Origin of the sequence: Sphingomonas sp. (assembly GCF_035998645.1) — a bacterium.
Taxonomy (GTDB): Bacteria; Pseudomonadota; Alphaproteobacteria; order Sphingomonadales; family Sphingomonadaceae; genus Sphingomonas.
The window spans coordinates 131,146-151,693 of sequence record NZ_DASYHL010000004.1 but is presented as its reverse complement, the minus strand read 5'-3'; the positions used below and the strand labels follow the sequence as shown (position 1 = coordinate 151,693).

Genomic DNA, 20,548 nt, shown 5'->3' with positions numbered 1-20,548 from the left:
AGAGGCGCACCCTGCCCTGTCCGTTCCGTGCGGAATGGGGAGGAAAACACCATGAACATCAGCACATCCGTCAAGTCGGGGATCGCCGCCAGCGCGCTCGCCACCGCACTCGCATTCAGCACATCCGCGCTGGCGCAGGACAGCGCACCGGAAGCCGAAACCGAGGCAAAGGACGAAATCGTCGTGACCGGCATCCGTGCGTCGCTCGAGCGCGCGGCGGATATCAAGCGTGAGGCCGACCAGGTCCTCGACGTCATCACCGCCGAGGATGTCGGCAAGCTGCCCGACGCCAATGTCGCCGAAGCGCTGCAACGCGTCACCGGCGTCCAGATCACCCGCGTGTTCGGCGAGGGTCAGTCGGTGTCGGTACGCGGCCTGCAACAAGTGCGGGTCGAGGTCGATGGCCGCACCCTGCTCGGCTGGTCGGCGCGCCTGTCGCCGCCGGAGAATGACCAGCTTGGCCGTTCGTCGGGCCTCGATTCGGTGCCCTCCAGCCTGTTCGGCCGGCTCGAAGTGCGCAAATCGCCGCTCGCCAGCCAGGCTGAAGGCGGGCTGGGCGGTACCGTCAACCTCGTAACGCCCAAGCCGCTCGACTTCCGCGACACCACTGTCTCGCTGCGCGCGACCGGTGTCTATTCGGAGAATAGCGAGACGTTCGAACCGGTGCTGACCGGCTTTGCCACCACCAAATTCGCCGATGGCAAGGTCGGCGTGATGCTGGCGGCGGAGTATCAGAAGCGCACCTCGACCACCCAGGCGTTCGAGCGCAACAATTTCCTCAACCGCACCTATACCGGCACGGGCGCCGCAGTGACGCCGACCCCGGTGCTGCTGCAATATGAGAATTTCGTGGTCGACCGCTCGCGGCTCGGCCTCAACGGCGCGGTGCAGGTTGAGGTAACGCCCGAATTCGTGGTGACCGCCGACGCGCTCTTCTCGCGCCTGACCACCGGTCGCCATCAGGATTTCTTCGCCTTCCGCCTGCCCACCGGCAGCAACCCGGTCAGCAACCGCGTCGTCGAAAACGGCGTGGTCGTCGCGGGCAACGCCAACGGCACCGTCACCACCGCAGGCCAGATCCGCAACGAGCCGACCGAAAGCTACCTCTATGGCCTCAACGGCAAATATGAGAGCGGCGGGCTCCGGATCGAAGCTGACGGCTATTACAGCAAGGGCACGATCGACCAGACGATCCAGATCATCACGCTTCAGGGCACCGCAGCGGTCCCCGGCGCGTTCGATTTCCGCACCGGCACGATCCCGACCCTCACCCTTGGCAGCTGGGATCCGACCGCCTTTGCGTCGTACAATCCGGCCAGCAACGGGGTGCGCAGCAACCGCCTGCTCGGCCTGCTCGAGGAATGGACCGGCAAGCTCGACCTGTCCTATGAATTCGACAGCGGCTTCACCCTGTCGGCGGGCGTGCGCTACACCGACCTCCACGCGCTATCGAACGCCTATCGCAGCCAGGTAACCCCGACCCGCGCCGAGCTTCAGCCCTATCTCAACCAGGTCATGCCAGGGTCGTTCCTGCCCGACCTTCCAGGCACCTTCCCGCGTGGCTTCGTCAGCACCGCGCCCGACTTCACCTATGTCTTCACCCGCGCGCAGGCGGCACAGCCCAACCCCAACCCCAATGACCGCTCGACCCTCCTGCCCAATTCGCAGCGCGACTATGACTTCAGTGAGCGGACGCTGGCGGGCTATCTGATGGTCGCGACCAAGGGCGAGATTGGCGGCGTCCCCTTCTCCGCCAATGCCGGCGTGCGCATCGCGCGGACCCAGCTGTCGGTCGACACCTTCCTCAATGTCGGAGCCACCAGCACGCTGGTGACCGACGAGAATGACTATACCAACGTCCTGCCGAGCGCGAACATCGTGTTCAACGTCAGCGACAGCTTCCTCGTCCGCTTGTCGGGGTCACAGACGATGCAGCGCGCATCGATCGCCGACCTTGCCCCATCGACCTTCTTCAACGCGACCAATTTGTCGGTGACCGGCGGCAACGCCGCGCTCGAACCGCCGATCTCGACCCAGGCGGACATCAGCTTCGAATATTATACGGGCAAAAGCTCGCTGATCTCGGGCGCGTTCTTCTACAAGGACGTCAAGAACTTCATCGCCAGCTTCGTCACCACCGGGACCGACACCAACCTCGACCCCGCCGGGCGCGAGTTGACCTTCTCCCGCCCCGAAAACCTCGCCAGCGCGAAGATCAAGGGGTTCGAAATCGGCGTTCAGCAGTTCTTCGACTTCCTCCCTGCCCCGCTCGACGGCCTCGGCATTATCGCCAACTACACCTTCTCGGACTCGGAGGATAATGCGGGCTTCCCGCTCGTCGCGGTGTCGAAGAACAGCTACAATCTGGTCGGTTTGTACGAGAAGGGGCCGTTCTCGGCGCGGATCGCGTACAACTACCGCGACGAGGCGGTGTTCGAATTCTCCGAAGGCCGACCCAGCTTCGTCGGCGCGCGCTCGCAACTCGACGCCCAGATCGGCATCGATCTGGCCAAGGGCATCGCGCTCTCGCTCCAGGCGCAGAATTTGATCCCGGAAGATTCGGCGACGACCGAATACAGCGCCGCCGGGCCGATCGCGCTCAACAGCTATGCGCTATCCGAACGCCGCTTCTCGATCGGCGTGCGGGCCAAGTTCTGAGAGCAACGGGCCGTCGGCGTCATGCCGGCGGCCCGCTACTTCAACGGCTCCGCGCCGACCGCACCCGCAACAGCGTATCGGCAAACCACCGCCCCGGCTGGCGCAACGGCCGCCGGACGCGAACGCGCAGCACCACCCGCGTGCCGCCGGTGTCGTTCCATGCCTCATGGTCATAGGTGTCGTCGAACACCAATGTCTCACCCTCAGCCCAGCGGACCATCCGGTCGCCGACCCGCATCCGCACATCGCCATCACGCGGCACGATCAGGCCAAGGTGACAGGTCAGCAGCCCGCGCGTCGCGCCACGCCGTCGCGGTACATGTGCGCCCGGCGGCAGGATCGCGAAGCTCGCGCTTTCAAGTCCAGGAATCCGTCCCACCGCAGCGGCGGTCGCCGGACAGCGCGCGATATTCGCGTCCACCCGCGCACCCCGGCGCCACAGCACGAACGGTGCGTCGCCCTGATCGCGCAGCGATGCGGTGGCCAGCGCCTCCTCGCGAATCGTCCGCCACGCGTCGCGCAATCCGCGCGTCCAGCAAAACACCCGCACGTCGAGCACCGGCGCGACCGGGACCAGCGAGAACGCAGCGATCACCCGATCCGCCAGCACGCGTAACCGGCCGCGTTCGCGAATCGGCAGCGGGCGCGGCACGACGCATGCGTCCGCCACCGCCTCTCCCTCGCCCCGATCGATCGACCGCTGGTACACGTCACGCCCCGTTACGCTGGCCGCGCTCTCCCTGTCGGGCACGGCTTCGACTCTACGGCTAGGCCGACACCGGGGCCAAAACATGGCCGAACCCGCGCCAAAGCCGCGCGCGACGGACCGTTGCGGCACCGGCTGGCACGGGGACCGCATCCAAGCTAAGCTGCCCCACAATGGCATTGTTTCCGCGCTTCCGGCCGCTCGCCCTTCCCTTCCTTCTGGTCGCTGTGGCGCTGCCCGCGCTCGGCCAGTCCACCGCTCCCGCACCCCAGACCGCCCCCGCGCCGGTCGCGGTCGACAAGACGGCCTGGCTCTACAAGGGCAGCGACATTGCGCACGACCCCGAATGGCGCTTCGGCACGCTGCCCAACGGCCTGCGCTATGCGGTGCGCAAAAATGGCGTGCCCCCCGGCCAGGTCGCCGTGCGGCTGCATGTAGCGGTCGGATCGCTGATGGAGGAAGAGAGCGAAAAGGGCTTCGCGCACCTGCTCGAACATCTCTCCTTCCGCGGATCGTCAAAGGTCCCCGATGGCGAATCAAAGCGCGTGTGGCAGCGGCTCGGCGTCACCTTCGGGTCCGACAGCAACGCCAGCACGACGCCGATTTCCACCACCTACAAGCTCGACCTGCCCAACGCGAACGAGTCGAGCCTCGACCAGTCGATGATGATCCTCGCTGACATGATGGCGGCGCCCAACATCACCACCCAGTCGCTGACGCTCGAGCGCCCGGTCGTCCTGGCCGAACAGCGCGAGGCGCTGGGGCCGGAGGAGCGGTTTGATGACGTGCGCCGCCGCCTGTTCTTCGCCGGACAGCGTTTCGCCGACCGGCCGGTGATCGGCACGGTCCAGACCCTGACCGGTGCAACCGCCGACTCGGTCCGCGCCTTTCACCAGCGCTGGTATCGTCCGGAGCGCACCACTTTGGTCATCGTCGGCGATCTCGATCCCGACCTGTTCGAGGCGCAGATCGCCAAGCATTTCGCGGCGTGGAAGGGCACCGGCCCCAGTCCCGTCACCCCCGAATTCGGCAAGCCGAGCGACAGTCACCCCAAAAGCGCCGCTCTGGTCGAACCGACCCTGCCCCCCGTCGTCCTGCTGGCGACGCTCCGTCCGTGGACGGTGTTCGAGGACACGGTGAAGTTCAATCAGGAGCGCTGGGTCGATTTCGTCGCCGTCCGCATCATCAACCGCCGCCTCGAACGCCGCGCGCGCGCGGGGTCGAGCTATCTCACGGCGAGCGCCGACCTGTCCGATGCGGTGCGCTCGGCCAATATCACGACGATTCAGGTGATCCCGATCGGCGAGGATTGGGAGACTGCGCTCAAGGAAGTGCGCGGCGTCGTCGCCGATGCGCTCGCCACCGCCCCGACCCAGGCCGAGATCGATCGCGAAGTGAACGAGATCGCGTCCGAAATGCGCAACGCGATCGACACCGCCCGTGTGGCCGCCGGGTCGCAGCGCGCCGACACGCTGATCGCCGCCGTCGATATCAACGAGGTCACGACCAGCGAACAAGCGAGCCTCGGCATCTTCCAGGGCGCGATCGACCAGAAGATGTTTACCCCCGAACGCGTGCTGGCATCGACCCAGCGGGTGCTTCAGGGCGTTGGGACGCGGGCGATCATCAACACGCGCACCGCCGACGCCAATATCCAGACCAAACTCGCCGCCGCGCTGGAGGCCGATGTGTCGGGGCTGGCCGGTGCCCGCGCGACGCTCCGCAACGTCAGCTTCGCCTCGCTCCCGCCGCTTGGGTCACCCGGCAAGGTTATGGCGCGATCGGTCGCGGTGCCGGACCCCAGGATCGATCAGGTCCGCTATTCGAACGGCGTCACCGGCCTGTTCTTCCAGAATCCGGGCGAAGTCGGGCGCATCTATGTCTCGGTCCGGTTCGGCCGCGGGATGCAGGCGCTGCCATCCAGGCGCCAGACGCCGGCCTGGGCCGCGAACCTTGCGCTGCTTGAGGGCGGCATCGGCAAGCTGGGTCAGGAGGAAATCGACCAGATCACCGGCGACCGCCGTATCACGATGCAGTTCGGCGTTGGCGACGACGCCTTCGTCATCGCCGGCCAGACCTCCCCCGCCGACCTCGCCGATCAGCTCCGCCTGATCGCGACCAAGCTGGAGGTGCCCGGCTGGGACCCCAAGCCGATCGCACGCGCCCGCGCGCTCGCGGTTGCAGGCTATGCCGCCCGCAACGCTTCGCCCGACGCGGTGCTCGGCAACAGCCTGGAAAAACTGCTCCATGCCGGCGATCCGCGCTGGGGCATGCCCGAACTAGCCGACATCCAAAAGCTGAATGCCAAGGACTTCCGCGCATTCTGGGAGCCGTTGCTCGCCAGCGGACCGATCGAGGTGCAGGTGTTCGGCGACATCGACGTCGAGAAGGCGATCGAGGCGGTGCGCACCAGCTTTGGCGCGATGAAGCCACGCCGCGCGGCGCGGATCGTGTCGGCGGCGGTGCAGTTCCCGGCGCATGTCGACAGCCCCGTGGTGCTGCGCCACACGGGCGAACCTGATCAGGCGGCGGCAGTGATCGCGTGGCAGGCGGGCGGCGGCGCAGTGAACATCACCGAGGGGCGCAAGCTCGAGATTCTCGCCGCCGTGATGCGCGACCGCATCCTCGATCGCATCCGCTCGACCGAAGGCGTCAGCTACTCCCCCACCGTCATCAGCCAGTGGCCGGTCGGCCAGCCCGGCGGCGGGCGGGTGATCGCCCTCACGCTGCTGCCCCCGGACAAGACCGACCTGTTCCTCACCGTCGCGCGTGAGATTGCCGCCGACCTGATCGCCAAGCCGATCGAGCTGGACGAACTGCGCCGCGCGCTGGTGCCGACGGTTCAGCTGATCTCGCGTAGATCGAGCGGCAACCCGTTCTGGATGCAGCAGACCGAAGGCGGCACCAACGACCCACGCCGGCTTGCCGCGGTGAACACGCTTGGCCAGGACTATGGCCGCACCGGGCCGGAGGAGCTTCAGGCGCTCGCGATCAAATATCTGTCGCCTGAAAAGGACTGGTCGATGGTGGTGCTGCCCGAGTCAAAGGCGGCAACCCCGGCGGCGGGCGCGCGCTGAACACATCCCATCGTCGCCCCGGGCTTGACCCGGGGCCGGGCTTTCCTTCGAGCTGCGAAAAAGAAGCCCAGCCCCGGGTCAAGCCCGGGGCGACGTAGAAGCTAACCCTTGTACAACCCGTCCAACCGCGCACCATAAACCTCCTTCAGGATATGGCGGCGGATCTTCAGGCTAGGCGTCAGCTGCTGGTTCTCGATCGAGAAGGGCTCATCCGCCAGGATGAACCGGCGCACGCGCTCGATCACCGACAGATCCTTGTTCACCCGCTCGACCGCCGCACCAACGGCGGCGCGATAGTCAGGATTGTCGCGCAGTCCCTTTAGGTCGCACTTCGCACCCGTCTTCGCGCACCATTCCTGAGTCCATTCAGGATCGGGCACCAGCACCGCGGTCATGTACGGCTTGCGGTCGCCCGCGATCATCGCCTGCATGATCTCGGGCTGCAGCGTCAGCATCCCTTCGACCTTTTGCGGCGCGACATTGTCGCCCTTGTCGTTGACGATGATGTCCTTCTTGCGGTCGGTGATCTTGATCCGCCCGCGCTGGTCGATCAGCCCGATGTCGCCGGTATGCAGCCACCCGTCCTTCAGCACGCGGGCGGTCTCGGCCTCGTTGCGCCAATAGCCGTGCATCACCAGCTCGCCGCGCACCAGAATCTCGCCATCCTCGGCGATCCGGACCTCAACGCCGTGCAGCGGCGGGCCGACGGTATCGTGCTTGAGGCCCGCGCTCGGCCGGTTACAGCTGATCACCGGCGCCGCCTCGGTCTGGCCATAGCCTTGCAGGAAGGTGATGCCGAGGCTTTCGAAGAAGATGCCGACTTCGGGGTTGAGTGGCGCGCCGCCCGACACCATCGCCTTGATCCGCCCGCCGAACTTCGCCGACAATTTGGGTTTCAGCGTCCGGCTGAGAAACAGGCTCATCGGCAGGTCGAGCAGCGAGCCTCTGCCCGCCGCCTTCTTGCCGCCGATCGCAACCGCGCGATCGAGCAGGTAATTGGCGAACTTGCCCTGTTTCTCGACCTGCTTGGAAATCCGCGTACGCAGCACCTCGAACAGGCGCGGGACGACGACCATCAGCGTCGGGCGCACCTCCTCGATATTCGAGGCGAGCTTGTCCAACCCTTCGGAATAATAGATCTGCGCGCCCAGCCCGATCGGGAAATGCTGCCCGCCGGTATGCTCATAAGCGTGGCTGAGCGGGAGGAACGACAGGAACACCTCGTCCTCCCACCCGAAATCCTCACTGATGACGACACAGCAGCCTTCTACATTGGTCAGGATTGCGCCGTGGTGCTGCATCACGCCGCGTGGGGATCCGCCAGTGCCGCTGGTGTAGATGATGCACGCCAGATCCGCGCGCTTCATCCGCGCCGCCGCCTGCTCCGCTTCGCCGACATCGGCGGGGTTGGCGGCGATCAGCGCGTTCCAGTCGTGGAAATCGATCGCGCCGGGCTGGCTGAGCTTCATCTCCTCCATCCCGATCACGACATGCCCGGCGCTGCCGGCGGTATGCAGAATCGCGGGAAGCAGCGTCTTTGCCAGCTTGCCATCGGACACGATCGTCATCGTCGCGCCGGAGTTATCGATAATGTGCTGGTGATCGCGCTCAGTATTGGTGGTGTAGGTCGGCACGGTGACCCCGCCCGCCGCCATGATCGCCAGATCGCTCAGGCACCATTCGGGGCGGTTCTCGCTGACCAGCATGACGCGGTCGCCGGGCTTCAGCCCCAGCTTCCTCAGCGCCGCCGCCAGGCTCGCAACCTTGCGCGCGGACTCGGCCCAGCTCGTCGAATGCCATTTGCCGCCGGACTTCGCCCACAGGAACGGCGCATCGCCCAGTTCCCGTGCGCGGGTGAAGAACATCGAAACCAGATTGTCGAATTTTTCGAGCTTGCGCATCCTGTTCCCAACTCCTGCGGCGCGAGTTCGTGCCCGCGCTCGATTTGAGCGCGAACCCTAACGCGGCTGCCGCCAATCGCAATGCCGCTACGTCAAAGCGCGTTGAGGATACGCCGCACCAGCCCCGGCCCTTCGAACACCAAAGCCGAGTAAATCTGCACCATCACCGCCCCGGCATCGAGCCGCGCCCGCGCCTCCTCCGGCGAATCGATCCCGCCCACCGCAATCACCGGCATCGCGCCGTCGGCAATCTCCAGCGCCTGCGCCAGTTTCTCACGGGCAAGCACCGCCAGCGGCCGCCCCGACAGACCACCCGCCTCCCGCGCCAGCGGAGAAAGCAGGCTATCCGGGCGCGAGATGGTCGTATTCCCAACGATCAGCGCGTCGATGCTAGCATTTGCCGCAGCCGCGACCACGCCGGCCATGCCATCGCGATCCAGATCGGGCGCAACCTTCAGGAACAACGGCACCCGCCGCCCCTCCAGGACACGCGCCGCGCTCGCCGCGTTCAACAGCTCGTCCAGCGCCGGCCGCGACTGCAGATCGCGCAGGCCCGGCGTATTGGGCGAACTGACATTGATCGTCACATAGTCCGCATGCGGCGCAACCTTCGCCACGCCGAGCGCATAGTCGGCCACCCGATCATCGCTATCCTTGTTCGCCCCGACATTGATGCCGAGCACACCCGGCCGTTTCGCCCGCTTGACCCGCTCGATCGCCGCATCGATCCCGCCATTGTTGAACCCCATCCGGTTCACCACCGCGCGATCCTCGACCAGCCGGAACAGCCGCGGCTTGGGATTGCCCGCCTGCGGTCGCGGAGTCAGCGACCCGATCTCGACGCTGCCAAAGCCCATCCCCATCAGCCCGTCGATCGCCTCGCCATCCTTGTCGAGCCCCGCCGCCAGGCCCACCGGATTGGGAAACTCCACCCCGCCAATCGTCACCGGCCGCACCCGCGGAATCGCGCCGCCGGACGACAGCGCCGCCGCCCGGATCGCGAGCCGGTGCGCGCGTTCGGCATCGAGGGTATAGATCAGCGGCTTGAGCAGGTCGTAAAGCATGCCCTTCCCTTAAAACCATGGGTTGACGAAGGCGACCCCCAAGCCCATTTGCCTAATCGGACGGAATCAATCCGATTTAAGAATCGCTCGCAATTGCGAAGGACCCCATGCGGCTTTCCGCTCAAACCGATTATGCAGTGGTGATGCTCTCCGCCGCCGCGCGCCATTGCGGCGTGAGCGGGCGGCTGAACGCAACGCTGCTGGCGGACGAGACCGGGCTGCCGCTTCCCACGGTGCAGAAACTGGTCAGCCGCCTGTCCTCGGCCGGCCTCATCGAAAGCACACGCGGCACCGGCGGCGGCTTTCGCCTCGCCCGCCCGCCCGCCGCGATCAGCCTCGCCGATATCGTCGAGGCGATCGAGGGGCCGATCGCACTCACCGGCTGCATCGACGCAGCCAAGCAGGATTGCGTGATCGTCGCCACCTGTCGCGTGAAGCCGCACTGGACCAGCGTCAACGCCTCGGTCCGCGACGCACTCGCGGGCATCACCCTCGCCTCACTCTCCTCCCAGTCGGTACCCGGATAATGGCCACGAAGAACGCAGAGGCGATCGCCGCCGCCAACAAGAAGTACGAGTGGGGCTTCTCCTCCGACATCGAACAGGACTTCGCGCCCAAGGGGCTGAGCGAGGACACCGTCCGCTTCATCTCGGCCAAGAAGAACGAGCCCGAATGGATGCTCGACTGGCGGCTGAAAGCCTATCGCCACTGGCTCACGATGACCCCGCCCGACTGGGCGAAGCTCGACATCGACCCGATCGACTATCAGGACGCGTACTATTACGCCGAGCCCAAGGCGAAGCCGAAGCTCGGCAGCCTGGACGAGGTCGATCCCGAAATCCTGCGCGTCTATGAAAAGCTCGGCATCCCGATCGAGGAGCAAAAGGTGCTCGCCGGGGTTGAGGGCGCGCGCAAGGTCGCGGTCGACGCGGTGTTCGACAGCGTCAGCGTCGCCACCACCTTCCGCAAGGAGCTGGAGGCCGCCGGCGTCATCTTCCGCTCGATCAGCGAAGCGATCAAGGAATATCCCGACCTGGTCCGCAAGTGGCTGGGGAAGGTCGTGCCGATGCACGACAACTATTTCGCCGCGCTCAACTGCGCGGTCTTTTCCGACGGCACTTTCGTCTACATTCCGGAGGGCGTGCGCTGCCCGATGGAGCTCTCCACCTATTTCCGCATCAACGCCGAAAATACCGGCCAGTTCGAACGCACGCTGATCGTCGCCGACAAGGGCGCGTATGTCAGCTATCTCGAAGGCTGCACCGCGCCTATGCGCGACGAAAACCAGCTCCACGCCGCCGTGGTCGAACTGATCGCGCTCGACGATGCCGAGATCAAGTACAGCACGGTCCAGAACTGGTATCCGGGCGACGAGAACGGCAAGGGCGGCATCTACAATTTCGTGACCAAGCGCGCTTTGTGTCAGGGCCGCAACTCCAAGGTCAGCTGGACCCAGGTCGAAACCGGCAGCGCGATCACCTGGAAATACCCGTCCTGTGTTTTGAACGGCGAAAACAGCGTCGGCGAATTCTATTCGGTCGCGGTCACCAACAACCGCCAACAGGCCGATACCGGCACCAAGATGATCCACAATGGCAAGGGGTCGCGCTCGACGATCATCTCCAAGGGGATCAGCGCCGGCCGCTCGAACAACACCTATCGCGGCCTTGTCCGCGTCGCGCCGGGCGCAGAGGGCGTGCGCAACTTCACCCAGTGCGACAGCCTGTTGCTCGGCTCGGAATGCGGCGCGCACACCGTCCCCTATATCGAAGTGCGCAACCCCAGCGCACAGATCGAGCATGAGGCGACGACCAGCAAGATTTCCGAAGATCAGCTGTTCTACGCCATGCAACGTGGCCTCGATCAGGAAGCCGCGGTCGCGCTGATCGTCAACGGCTTCGCGAAGGAGGTGCTGCAGCAGCTCCCGATGGAGTTTGCGGTGGAGGCGCAGAAGCTGCTCGGCATCAGCCTTGAGGGGTCGGTGGGGTGATCGCCGCGCTCGCTCTTCTGGCCGTGGTTCCGCAGGATGCGGCCGCCGCGCCAGATCCCGAATATGAAGAGGTGGTCATCACCGCACGGGTCGGCCGCGTCGCGCTCGTATTCGATCGCGCAGCCGATGGTCGGCTGATCAACTGCCGCGTGTTCAAATCGTCGGGGACGAAGCGGATCGACGATGCCGCCTGCACCGCGCTGCCCGATTGCGTGACCTCGACCGTGGGGCAGGAATATTGCGGCGGCACCGGCGCGGGCCTGACTGCCGTCGCGCCCAAGCTCCTGCCCACGCCCGACCCCAAGCTCGGCCTGGGCGTCTCGCTCAAGCCCGAACCGCCCAAGACTCCCGCGGTCGGCCCGGTCGTCGCGGGCAAACCAGACGAAGACCCCAACCGCCTCGGCAAACTCCCGCCCCCGCCCAAGGACGAAAGCGGCACCCCCGCGATCACGCTGGGCCCGATGCCGAAGGAGGAGCCGCGGTGATCCTCACGCCAACCGACGATGCGAAGCGCCTAAACTCCCCTCCCCTTCAGGGGAGGGGCCGGGGGTGGGGCCTCTCCGCCGGATTCATCGATCTGTTGAACCAACGCGCCGCCGAAATGCGCCGCAATCCGACCGAGCCGGAGAAACGGCTCTGGCGCATCCTGTCCAACGGGCAGCTTGGCGGGCACAAGTTTCGCCGTCAGGCGGTGATCGCACCCTACATCGCCGACTTCCTCTGTCCGCAGAAAGCGCTGATCGTCGAAGTCGATGGCGACACGCATGATGAAGCCAAGGATCGGTTGCGCGACGACCATCTTGCGGAACGTGGCTATCGCGTCGTGCGGGTCACCAATCTTGACGTGATGTCGAATATCGACGGTGTCGCTTATGCGATCCGCACCGCCCTTGCCGAGGCCCCAGCCCGCTGGGACAGGCCCCACCCCAACCCCTCCCCTGAAGGGGAGGGGCTAACAGCACTGCATTCTCGGAAAAGCTCGGAAAATCATGCTCCAGATCAATAACCTCCACGCCGAAATCGACGGCAAGCCGATCCTCAAGGGCCTGACCCTCAGCCTCAATGCAGGTGAGGTCCATGCGATCATGGGCCCCAATGGCGCGGGCAAATCGACGCTCGGCTATGTCCTTGGCGGCCGCCCCGGTTACGAGGTGACCGAGGGGAGCGTGACCTTCAACGGCACCGACCTGCTCGAACTCGAGCCGCATGAGCGCGCCGCCGCCGGCCTGTTCCTCGGCTTCCAGTACCCGGTCGAAATCCCCGGCGTGTCGAACGTCCAGTTCCTGCGCGAAAGCCTCAACAGCCAGCGCCGCGCGCGCGACGAAGCCCCGCTGTCGGGCGCCGAGTTCCTGAAACTCGCCCGCGCTCAGGCCGCCGCGCTCGAAATGGATGCGGAAATGCTCAAGCGCCCGGTCAATGTCGGCTTTTCCGGCGGCGAGAAGAAGCGCAACGAGATGGTGCAGATGGGCATCCTCGCCCCGCGCCTCGCGATCCTCGACGAAACCGATTCCGGCCTCGACATCGACGCGCTGCGCATCGTCGGCGACGGCATCAACCGCATCATGCGCGCGCCCGAGAAGGCGGTGCTGCTGATCACCCATTATCAGCGCCTGCTCGACTATGTGAAGCCGGACTTCGTCCACATCCTCGCCGATGGCCGCATCGTAAAGACCGGCGGCCCCGAACTCGCGCTCGAACTGGAGCGTGAGGGTTACGCGCAGGTGGCGGCGTGATCGTTTCAACGCTGCTTGCCCTTGCCGTTCAGACGTCGCCGACCCCCGACGCGGGAACGCCGGAGGAACGCGAAATCGTGGTTATCGGCCGCCAGCTGCGTGACTGGCGTGGAACATGGCGGCTGCGCAGTGGCAAGGTGGCGTGCAAAACCGTCACGTCGACCGGCGATGCCGAGATCGACCGCATCGGCTGTCAGGCCATGATCAACTGCATCGAGCCCAAAGTCGCGGCAATTACGGCGATCACTGCCGAGAAGAAGGACAGGGCGACGGTTCAGACCCGGATCAATGAGGTCATCCAAGGGCAAATGACCTGCCTCGAAACTGAGCGCAACCAAGGCATCGACACCCTCGCTGCGGCGCGGGTCAAGGGGGCGAAATGACGCAAGACCGCCTTCTCGACGCCCCGGTGAAGGAAGACTGGCGCTGGTTCGACGCCGCGCCGCTCGACGCGCTCGCGGCGACGCCGCGCGCGGCTGCGCCCGATATCTCGCATCTGTGGATCGACCTGCCCGGACCGCGCCTGTTGTTCGTCGACGGCGCATTTGTTGCCGACGCAAGCACGCCCGGCCCGGTCGCGGTATCCGCCGCGTCGGCCATGACGCGCGCCAACCCCTATTCGCAGGCAGCCTCCGCCAGCGCCGAAGCAGGCTTTGCCCTGCACCTTGATGCGCAGGCCGCGCTCGACGGCCCGATCCAGGTGATCCACGCCACCACCGGCGGGGTCGCGCATCTGTCGAACACGATCGTGCTTCAGGCCGACGCCGTCGCCTCGCTGGTCGAAACCCATGTCGGTTCCGGCTGGAGCAACGCCAATTTGTGGGTGGAGCTTGGCGAAGGCGCGCGACTGATGCGCGCGGTTCGCGTGCTCAAGGATGATGGCGCGCATACCGACTATGCCGATGCGACCATCGGCAAGGCCGGCAGCTTCGTCAGCACCGCTTTGGTCACCGGATGCCGCACCGCGCGGGTCGAGGCACGGCTGACGCTGGCCGGCGAAGGCGCCTTTGGCGAAGCGGGCGGCGCGCTGCTCACCCGTGACGGCGAGAAGGCCGATTCTGCGACCGTCGCCGATCACGCCGCGCCTGAGGGGACCAGCCGCCAGATCTGGCGCGCGGTCGCCGCCGACACCTCGACCGCCAGCATCGCGTCGCGCGCCGCAGTTCGCCGCGATGCGCAGAAGACCGATGGCGAGCAATCGCTGCGCGGCCTGCTGCTCAAGCGCACCGCGACGGTGAACCTCAAGCCCGAGCTCGAAATCTTCGCCGACGACGTGAAGTGCGCGCACGGCGCGACGGTGGGCGAGCTGGACGCCAAGGCACTGTTCTACATGCAGTCGCGCGGCATCCCCGAGGCACAGGCCAAGGCGCTGCTCACGCGCGCGTTCGTCGCCGACGCGATCGACCGGATCGGTGACGAAGCCGTGCGCGCGGCGTTCGCAGCGGATGCCGATGGCTGGCTGGAGGCGGCGCTGTGAGCACGCTGACGGCCACCGCCCCGCTCGACGTCCTCGCCGATTTCCCGGCGATCCCGGCGGGCTGGGCCTATCTCGACACCGCCGCGACCTCGCAAAAGCCGCAACCCGTGATCGACGCGATCACGCGTGGCTATGCGCAGGACTATGCCACCGTCCATCGCGGCGTGTACCAGCGCTCGGCCGATATGACGCTGGCCTATGAGGCCGCGCGCCGCCGCGTCGCGAGCTTCATTGGCGGGCGCGAAGACGAAGTGGTGTTCGTGCGCGGGGCGACCGAGGGGATCAACCTCGTCGCGCAGAGCTGGGCGATCCCCAACCTCAAGCCCGGTGACCGCATCCTGCTCAGCCAGCTTGAGCATCACAGCAACATCGTGCCGTGGCAGCTGGCAGCGGAGCGCACCGGCGCGATCATCGACGTCATCCCGCTGACCGACGATCACCGCATCGATCTCGACGCGATGGCGGCGATGCTGACCGACCGGCACAAGCTGGTCGCGCTGACCCATGTCTCCAACGTCATGGGCTCCATCCTCGACGTGAAGCGCGCGACCGAACTGGCCCATCGCGTCGGCGCGAAAATCCTGATCGACGGCTGTCAGGCGGTGCCGCGCTTGGCGGTCAACGTCGCCGAACTCGGCTGCGATTTCTATGTCTTCTCCGGCCACAAGCTCTACGGCCCGACCGGGATCGGCGTGCTGTGGGGCCGTCACGAACTGCTCGACGCGATGCCGCCCTGGCAGGGTGGCGGGGCGATGATCGACCGGGTGACGTTCGCAAAGACCACCTACGCCCCTGCGCCAGGCCGGTTCGAGGCGGGAACGCCGCACATCATCGGCGTCACCGGGCTGCACGCCGCGATCGATTATGTCGACGCGATCGGCCTCGACCGCATCCACGCACATGAGACCGCACTGGTCAAACAGGCGCGCGACGCGCTCTCCGGCCTCAACAGCGTCCGGCTGCTCGGCCCTGACGACAGCGCCGGAATCGTCAGTTTCGTCGTGGAGGGGGTGCATCCGCACGACGTCGCCACCATCTTGGACGAAGGCAATGTCGCGATCCGCGCCGGGCATCATTGCGCCCAGCCGCTGATGGACAGCTTGGGATTGCCGGCGACGGCACGGGCCAGCTTCGGCGTCTATAATAGCGCGAGCGACATCGCCGCGCTGGTCAAGGGAATCGAACGAGTGACGAGGATCTTCGGATGAACGAAGAACACAGGATTGAAATCGAGGAAGTGGACGCCGTCGCCGCGCCGCCGCGCGCACGTGTGGAAGATGCGCGCGAGACGTTTGAACGCAAGCGCGACTATCTTGACGGCTTCCTTTCACAAAAGCCCACAGATGTCCCCAATGGCGAACCCGGCGGCGTGACCTATGACGCGATCATCGACGCTTTGAAGGACATTTACGACCCCGAAATCCCCGTCAACATCTACGACCTCGGCCTGATCTACAATGTCGAAGTCACCGATGCGGGCCATGCGGTGGTGACGATGACGCTCACCACCCCGCACTGCCCCGTCGCCGAATCGATGCCGGCCGAGGTCGAACTTCGCGTCGGCGCGGTGCCCGGTGTCGGCCATGCCGAGGTCAACCTCGTCTGGGACCCACCCTGGGACCCGGCGAAGATGAGCGACGAAGCGCGGCTCGAACTGGGGATGTTGTGATGACCGAAGTCAAAACCCGCGCCCGCCCCGCCGCGATCCTGCTGACCCCGGCGTCGGAGGCCCGCATCGCCGACCTGATGTCGCGCGCACCCGACGACGCGATCGGAGTCAAGCTGTCGACCCCGCGCCGTGGCTGTTCGGGGCTCGCCTATTCGGTCGACTATGTCACGACCGCCAACCCGATGGACGAGCGGATCGACACCCCCGGCGGCACCTTGTTCGTCGATGGCGGATCGATCCTGTACCTAATCGGATCGACGATGGATTGGGTCGAGGACGATTTCACCGCAGGCTTTGTGTTCAACAACCCGAACGCCAAGGGCGCCTGCGGCTGCGGAGAGAGCTTCACTGTCTGACGTCCCCGAAAAGTCGAACACCGCCCGCAACGCCGCCATCGCAGCAACGGTGCTGCTCGCGCCGGGAGGGTTCATCCTGGGCGGCATCCTGATCGCCCGCGCCCTGAAGAAGCGGCGCGAAACGAAGGGCGCAGAAGCCGCGGATTAAACCGCGAACAGCTGCCCGATATCCTTGAACGCCTTGAACTCCAGCGCATTACCGGCGGGGTCGAAGAAGAACATCGTCGCCTGCTCACCCGGCTGACCGGCAAAGCGGATATGCGGCTCGATCACGAACTGCGTCCCCGCCGCCTTCACCCGATCCGCCAGCGCGTGCCATTCGTCCCAGTCGAGCACGAGCCCGAAATGCGGCACCGGCACCGCGTCGCCATCGACTGCGTTGCGCAACCGCACCCCGGCCCCTTCGCCCTTGTGCAGCACCAGCTGATGCCCGCGCAGGTCGAAATCGATCCAATGACCGGGATCCTCGCGCCCCTGCGGACAGCCGAGCAACTCGCCGTAAAAGGCGCGTCCCGCCTCCAGATCATCGACCGGGATCGCCAGATGAAAGCGCGGCATCGTCATGGTCATATCCATCCTTCCAGCACCTGATCAGGCGGACGGTGGCCGTCGGCCCAGAAGCGGATATTGGCGATCACTTTCTCACCCGTCGCCTGCCGCCCCTCGAACGTCGCGGAGCCCATATGCGGGGTCATCACGACATTGGGCAAGGCGAGCAGGCGCGGGTCGATCTGCGGCTCGAACCGCCACACGTCGAGTCCGGCGCCGGCCAGCCGGCCGCTTTCCAGCGCGTCGATCATCGCCTCTTCATCCACGATCCCGCCGCGCGAGGCGTTGATGAGATAGACATGCGGCCCGAGCAGCCCGATCCGCCGCGCATCGATCAGGTCGCGGCTGGTGTCGTTGAGCGGGGTGTGGATCGTCAAAATGTCGATCTGCCCCAGCATCGTATCGAGATCGGCGTGGAAGGTCGCGCCCAGCTCCGCCTCGACCTGCTCGGGCAGGCGATGGCGGTTGTGGTAATGGATCGAGAGGCCAAATGCCCGCGCACGCCGCGCCACCGCCTGGCCGATTCGGCCCATGCCCACGATGCCGAGCGCCTTGCCGCCGATGCGATGGCCCAGCATTCCGCCCGGTGACCAGCCCTTCCACTGGCCCGAACGGACCAGCTTCTCGCCCTCCGCCAGCCGCCGGGGCACGGCGAGGATCAGCGCCATCGTCATGTCGGCGGTGTCTTCGGTCAGCACACCCGGCGTGTTGGTGACGACGATGCCCCGCGCGCGGGCAGCCTTAAGGTCGATATGGTTCACGCCCGCGCCGAAATTGGCGATCAGCTTCAGCCGCTCCCCCGCCGCCGCAATCAGCTCGGCGTCGATCGTGTCGGTGACGCTCGGGACCAGCACGTCGCAATCCTGCACCGCCGCGACCAGCGCCGCGCGGTCCATGCCCTCTTCGACGGGATTGAGGCCGGTGTCGAACAGCTCGACCATCCGCTGCTCGACCGCATCGGGGAGCTTGCGGGTGACGATCACGCGGGGCCGGGATACGCGCGGCTGTGCCATGCCGGATCGCTTGGCCCCGCCGCGAGCGCCAGTCAACGGTTGATGCGCCGGCCCACTCGCCCTTAAGAGGGGGATTCGAGGAAGGATCAAGGAAGATTATGCAGGTGCGGGTGGTTTTGGCGGCGCTCGTGACGCTGGCGCTGGGGGTTTGCGCCTTCGGCGAGGCGTGGGCGCAGCAGCGCAAGCCGCCTTACTATGCGTCGATCTCCGCGGGAAAGGCGCGGATGCGGACCGGTCCGGGCCGCAACTATCCATCAAGCTGGCTGTATGTCCGCGCCGACCTGCCCGTAAAAGTGGTCGAAGTGTATAACGACTGGCGGAAAATCGAGGACCCCGATGGGACCCAAGGCTGGATGCTCGTCTCGCTGCTGTCCAGCACCCGGACAGCAATCGTCACGGGATCTGTGCTCGAGATGCGCGACGCCCCGCGTCATAACGCGCGGGTCAACTGGCGTGCGGCCCCCGGGGTGGTTGGCCGGATCAGCCAGTGCAGCCGAGGCTGGTGCTGGTTCGATGTCCGTGGGCGACGCGGCTATGTCGAGCAGAACCGCATCTGGGGCACCGATCATGGCGAGGAAGTGCCTTAAGCGTCCTCCACCAAGTCCTCCGACCGCCCCTTGAACCCCTGCGCCACTACGAACCATTCGACCGATCCCTTGCGGCTCGACGGCGGCTTGGCGTGCTTCACGCTCGTGAAATTGCGCTTCATTTCGGCGACCAGATTGCTGTCAGCCCCGCCCGCGAACACCTTGGACACGAACACCCCGCCGGGCGCGAGATTGCGGATCGCGAAGTCGAGCGCGGTTTCGACCAGCCCCATCGTGCGCAGCGCATCGGTCTGGGCATGGCCGACGGTGTTCGCCGCCATGTCCGACATCACCAGGTCGGGCGCGCCGCCCAGCGCCTCGATCAGCCGATCGGGGGCGGCATCGTCGGTGAAGTCCATCTGAAAGATCGTGACGCCCTCGATCGGATCGACCGGCAACAGGTCGATACCCACCACCGCCGCCTTGGGCAGCTTGCGGCGGATCACCTGAGCCCACCCGCCCGGCGCGATGCCGAGATCGACGACGCGCTTGGCGCCTTTGAGCATGTCGAACTTTTCGTCGAGCTCGATCAGCTTGTAGGCGGCACGGCTGCGATAGCCCTCGGCCTTGGCGCGCTTCACATAGGGGTCGTTGAGCTGGCGTTCGAGCCAGCGCACCGACTGAGTCGTCCGCCCGCGCGCGGTGCGTACGCGCGTATGACCGCGGCTACCACCGCGGCTCACAGCGTGCGTCCGTCGATCAGACGGCGAAGAATGCCCTCGCGAATGCCGCGGTCGGCAATGCCGAGCCGTTCGGCGGGCCAGATATCCATGATCGTCTCCAATATCGCACAACCCGCCACGACCAGATCGGCGCGCTCTGCCCCGATACACGGGATTGCCGATCGCCCGGCAAGGTCCAGTTCCGCAACCCGCTGGCTGACCGCGCGCATCGATGCGGCCGGCACGATCAGCCCATCGACCGCATTGCGATCATAGGATGGCAGACCCAGATGGACGCTGGCGAGCGTGGTCACGGTGCCACTGGTGCCCAGCAGTCGCGGCGTGCCGTTGATCTTCGAAAGCCGCGCGACGAAGGGCGCGAACGCCTCCTCCACTGCGCCGCGCATCCGCGCATAGGCAGCGGCCCGGGTTGCGGCGTCGTTATCGCCCACGATCCCGCGCGCCTCGGTCAGCGATACGACGCCCCACGGCGCGCTGTGCCAGTCGAGGATGCGCGGCGTCTCACCGGTCGAATCGACCACCACCAGTTCGGTCGACCCCCCGCCGATGTCGAACACCAGCGCCGGGCCATCCCCGGGCTCAAGCAATGCATGGCAGCCCAGCACGGCGAGCCGCGCCTCTTCCTCGGCGGTGATGATGTCGAGCACGATGCCAGTCTCGCGATAGACGCGCTGGATGAACTCAGGCCCGTTCGCCGCCTGACGGCAAGCCTCGGTCGCGACCGAGCGCGACAAGGCGACGTTGCGGCGGCGCAGCTTGTCGGCGCAGATGCGCAGCGCCGCGATCGTCCGCTCAATCGCGGCATCGGACAGCCGCCCGCTCGACGCCAGTCCCTCGCCAAGGCGGACGATCCGCGAAAAGGCATCGACCACGGTGAATCCCCCGCCCGTCGGGCGGGCGATCAGCAAACGGCAATTATTGGTGCCCAGATCCAGCGCGGCATAATGGCGCGCCTCGGGCCAGCGCGCACGCCCCGTTACCGGGGCCGAATCAGGGGCCGGGCGGGCCGGTTTCTTCGCCGGCGGGCGCGGCATCCTGGCGGAGCCATCCCCCATGCAACTACTCACTTATGTTCTTCCGTCACG

20 protein-coding genes are annotated in these 20,548 nt (G+C 66.3%); 13 read left to right on the top strand and 7 right to left on the bottom strand.

Annotated features, from left to right (window positions below):
- The first annotated feature begins 51 nt into the window (after window positions 1-51).
- Window positions 52-2,658, top strand: coding sequence for a TonB-dependent receptor (locus tag VGN66_RS10190; RefSeq protein WP_327518709.1), 2,607 nt, complete (start codon window positions 52-54; stop codon window positions 2,656-2,658).
- Window positions 2,659-2,698: 40 nt separating this feature from the next.
- On the opposite strand, the gene VGN66_RS10185 is transcribed toward VGN66_RS10190, so the two are convergent.
- Window positions 2,699-3,409: an aspartyl/asparaginyl beta-hydroxylase domain-containing protein gene (locus tag VGN66_RS10185; RefSeq protein WP_327518708.1), complete on the bottom strand. Its 711-nt coding sequence runs from the start codon at window positions 3,407-3,409 to the stop codon at window positions 2,699-2,701.
- Between the two features lie 128 nt (window positions 3,410-3,537).
- Here VGN66_RS10185 and VGN66_RS10180 point away from each other — a divergent pair, with 128 nt between their 5' ends.
- Window positions 3,538-6,441 (top strand): M16 family metallopeptidase, encoded by a 2,904-nt coding sequence (locus VGN66_RS10180; protein ID WP_327518707.1) that lies wholly within the window; start codon window positions 3,538-3,540, stop codon window positions 6,439-6,441.
- A gap of 101 nt (window positions 6,442-6,542) precedes the next feature.
- Here the strand turns inward: VGN66_RS10180 and VGN66_RS10175 are convergent, their stop codons facing one another.
- Entirely contained in the window at window positions 6,543-8,342 is a 1,800-nt protein-coding gene (locus VGN66_RS10175) for an AMP-dependent synthetase/ligase (RefSeq protein ID WP_327518706.1), read from the bottom strand.
- A 92-nt stretch (window positions 8,343-8,434) separates the two neighbouring features.
- The gene (locus VGN66_RS10170; RefSeq protein ID WP_327518705.1) at window positions 8,435-9,406 is read right to left on the bottom strand and encodes a quinone-dependent dihydroorotate dehydrogenase; all 972 of its coding nucleotides are present in this window, start codon (window positions 9,404-9,406) and stop codon (window positions 8,435-8,437) included.
- A gap of 107 nt (window positions 9,407-9,513) precedes the next feature.
- Here VGN66_RS10170 and VGN66_RS10165 point away from each other — a divergent pair, with 107 nt between their 5' ends.
- Genes VGN66_RS10165 through VGN66_RS10120 form a run of 10 tightly spaced genes read left to right on the top strand, consistent with a single transcriptional unit; the run spans window position 9,514 to window position 16,631 of the window.
- Window positions 9,514-9,933 (top strand): SUF system Fe-S cluster assembly regulator, encoded by a 420-nt coding sequence (locus VGN66_RS10165; protein ID WP_327518704.1) that lies wholly within the window; start codon window positions 9,514-9,516, stop codon window positions 9,931-9,933.
- On the top strand, window positions 9,933-11,396 hold the full coding sequence (gene sufB, locus VGN66_RS10160) for a Fe-S cluster assembly protein SufB (RefSeq protein WP_327518703.1): 1,464 nt from the start codon (window positions 9,933-9,935) through the stop codon (window positions 11,394-11,396). The genes VGN66_RS10165 and sufB overlap by 1 nt, the downstream gene beginning before the upstream one ends.
- Window positions 11,393-11,881: a hypothetical protein gene (locus VGN66_RS10155; protein WP_327518702.1), complete on the top strand. Its 489-nt coding sequence runs from the start codon at window positions 11,393-11,395 to the stop codon at window positions 11,879-11,881. The genes sufB and VGN66_RS10155 overlap by 4 nt, the downstream gene beginning before the upstream one ends.
- Entirely contained in the window at window positions 11,878-12,402 is a 525-nt protein-coding gene (locus VGN66_RS10150) for an endonuclease domain-containing protein (RefSeq protein ID WP_327518701.1), read from the top strand. The genes VGN66_RS10155 and VGN66_RS10150 overlap by 4 nt, the downstream gene beginning before the upstream one ends.
- The gene (sufC, locus tag VGN66_RS10145) at window positions 12,386-13,129 is read left to right on the top strand and encodes a Fe-S cluster assembly ATPase SufC (protein ID WP_327518700.1); all 744 of its coding nucleotides are present in this window, start codon (window positions 12,386-12,388) and stop codon (window positions 13,127-13,129) included. The genes VGN66_RS10150 and sufC overlap by 17 nt, the downstream gene beginning before the upstream one ends.
- Entirely contained in the window at window positions 13,126-13,512 is a 387-nt protein-coding gene (locus VGN66_RS10140) for a hypothetical protein (RefSeq protein ID WP_327518699.1), read from the top strand. The genes sufC and VGN66_RS10140 overlap by 4 nt, the downstream gene beginning before the upstream one ends.
- The gene (locus VGN66_RS10135) at window positions 13,509-14,606 is read left to right on the top strand and encodes a SufD family Fe-S cluster assembly protein (protein ID WP_327518698.1); all 1,098 of its coding nucleotides are present in this window, start codon (window positions 13,509-13,511) and stop codon (window positions 14,604-14,606) included. The genes VGN66_RS10140 and VGN66_RS10135 overlap by 4 nt, the downstream gene beginning before the upstream one ends.
- 5 nt (window positions 14,607-14,611) lie before the next feature.
- On the top strand, window positions 14,612-15,814 hold the full coding sequence (locus tag VGN66_RS10130; protein WP_327519367.1) for a cysteine desulfurase: 1,203 nt from the start codon (window positions 14,612-14,614) through the stop codon (window positions 15,812-15,814).
- Window positions 15,811-16,275, top strand: a complete 465-nt coding sequence (locus VGN66_RS10125) for an SUF system Fe-S cluster assembly protein (RefSeq protein ID WP_327518697.1) — start codon at window positions 15,811-15,813, stop codon at window positions 16,273-16,275. Before VGN66_RS10130 ends, VGN66_RS10125 begins: the two co-directional genes overlap by 4 nt.
- On the top strand, window positions 16,275-16,631 hold the full coding sequence (locus VGN66_RS10120; protein WP_327518696.1) for an iron-sulfur cluster assembly accessory protein: 357 nt from the start codon (window positions 16,275-16,277) through the stop codon (window positions 16,629-16,631). The genes VGN66_RS10125 and VGN66_RS10120 overlap by 1 nt, the downstream gene beginning before the upstream one ends.
- A 144-nt stretch (window positions 16,632-16,775) precedes the next feature.
- Here the strand turns inward: VGN66_RS10120 and VGN66_RS10115 are convergent, their stop codons facing one another.
- Together VGN66_RS10115 and VGN66_RS10110 are read right to left on the bottom strand one after the other, a co-directional pair.
- The gene (locus tag VGN66_RS10115; protein WP_327519366.1) at window positions 16,776-17,195 is read right to left on the bottom strand and encodes a VOC family protein; all 420 of its coding nucleotides are present in this window, start codon (window positions 17,193-17,195) and stop codon (window positions 16,776-16,778) included.
- 2 nt (window positions 17,196-17,197) lie between these two features.
- Window positions 17,198-18,193 (bottom strand): D-glycerate dehydrogenase, encoded by a 996-nt coding sequence (locus VGN66_RS10110; RefSeq protein WP_327518695.1) that lies wholly within the window; start codon window positions 18,191-18,193, stop codon window positions 17,198-17,200.
- Window positions 18,194-18,291: 98 nt separating this feature from the next.
- Here VGN66_RS10110 and VGN66_RS10105 point away from each other — a divergent pair, with 98 nt between their 5' ends.
- Complete coding sequence (locus tag VGN66_RS10105) at window positions 18,292-18,780, top strand: SH3 domain-containing protein (RefSeq protein WP_327518694.1); 489 nt, start codon at window positions 18,292-18,294, stop codon at window positions 18,778-18,780.
- On the opposite strand, the gene VGN66_RS10100 is transcribed toward VGN66_RS10105, so the two are convergent.
- Both VGN66_RS10100 and VGN66_RS10095 read right to left on the bottom strand, forming a co-directional pair.
- The gene (locus VGN66_RS10100) at window positions 18,777-19,463 is read right to left on the bottom strand and encodes an RlmE family RNA methyltransferase (RefSeq protein WP_327518693.1); all 687 of its coding nucleotides are present in this window, start codon (window positions 19,461-19,463) and stop codon (window positions 18,777-18,779) included. The two genes, VGN66_RS10105 and VGN66_RS10100, sit on opposite strands and share 4 nt — an antisense overlap.
- The gene (locus tag VGN66_RS10095; protein ID WP_414713199.1) at window positions 19,460-20,518 is read right to left on the bottom strand and encodes a Ppx/GppA phosphatase family protein; all 1,059 of its coding nucleotides are present in this window, start codon (window positions 20,516-20,518) and stop codon (window positions 19,460-19,462) included. The genes VGN66_RS10100 and VGN66_RS10095 overlap by 4 nt, the downstream gene beginning before the upstream one ends.
- Window positions 20,519-20,548 lie beyond the last annotated feature (30 nt).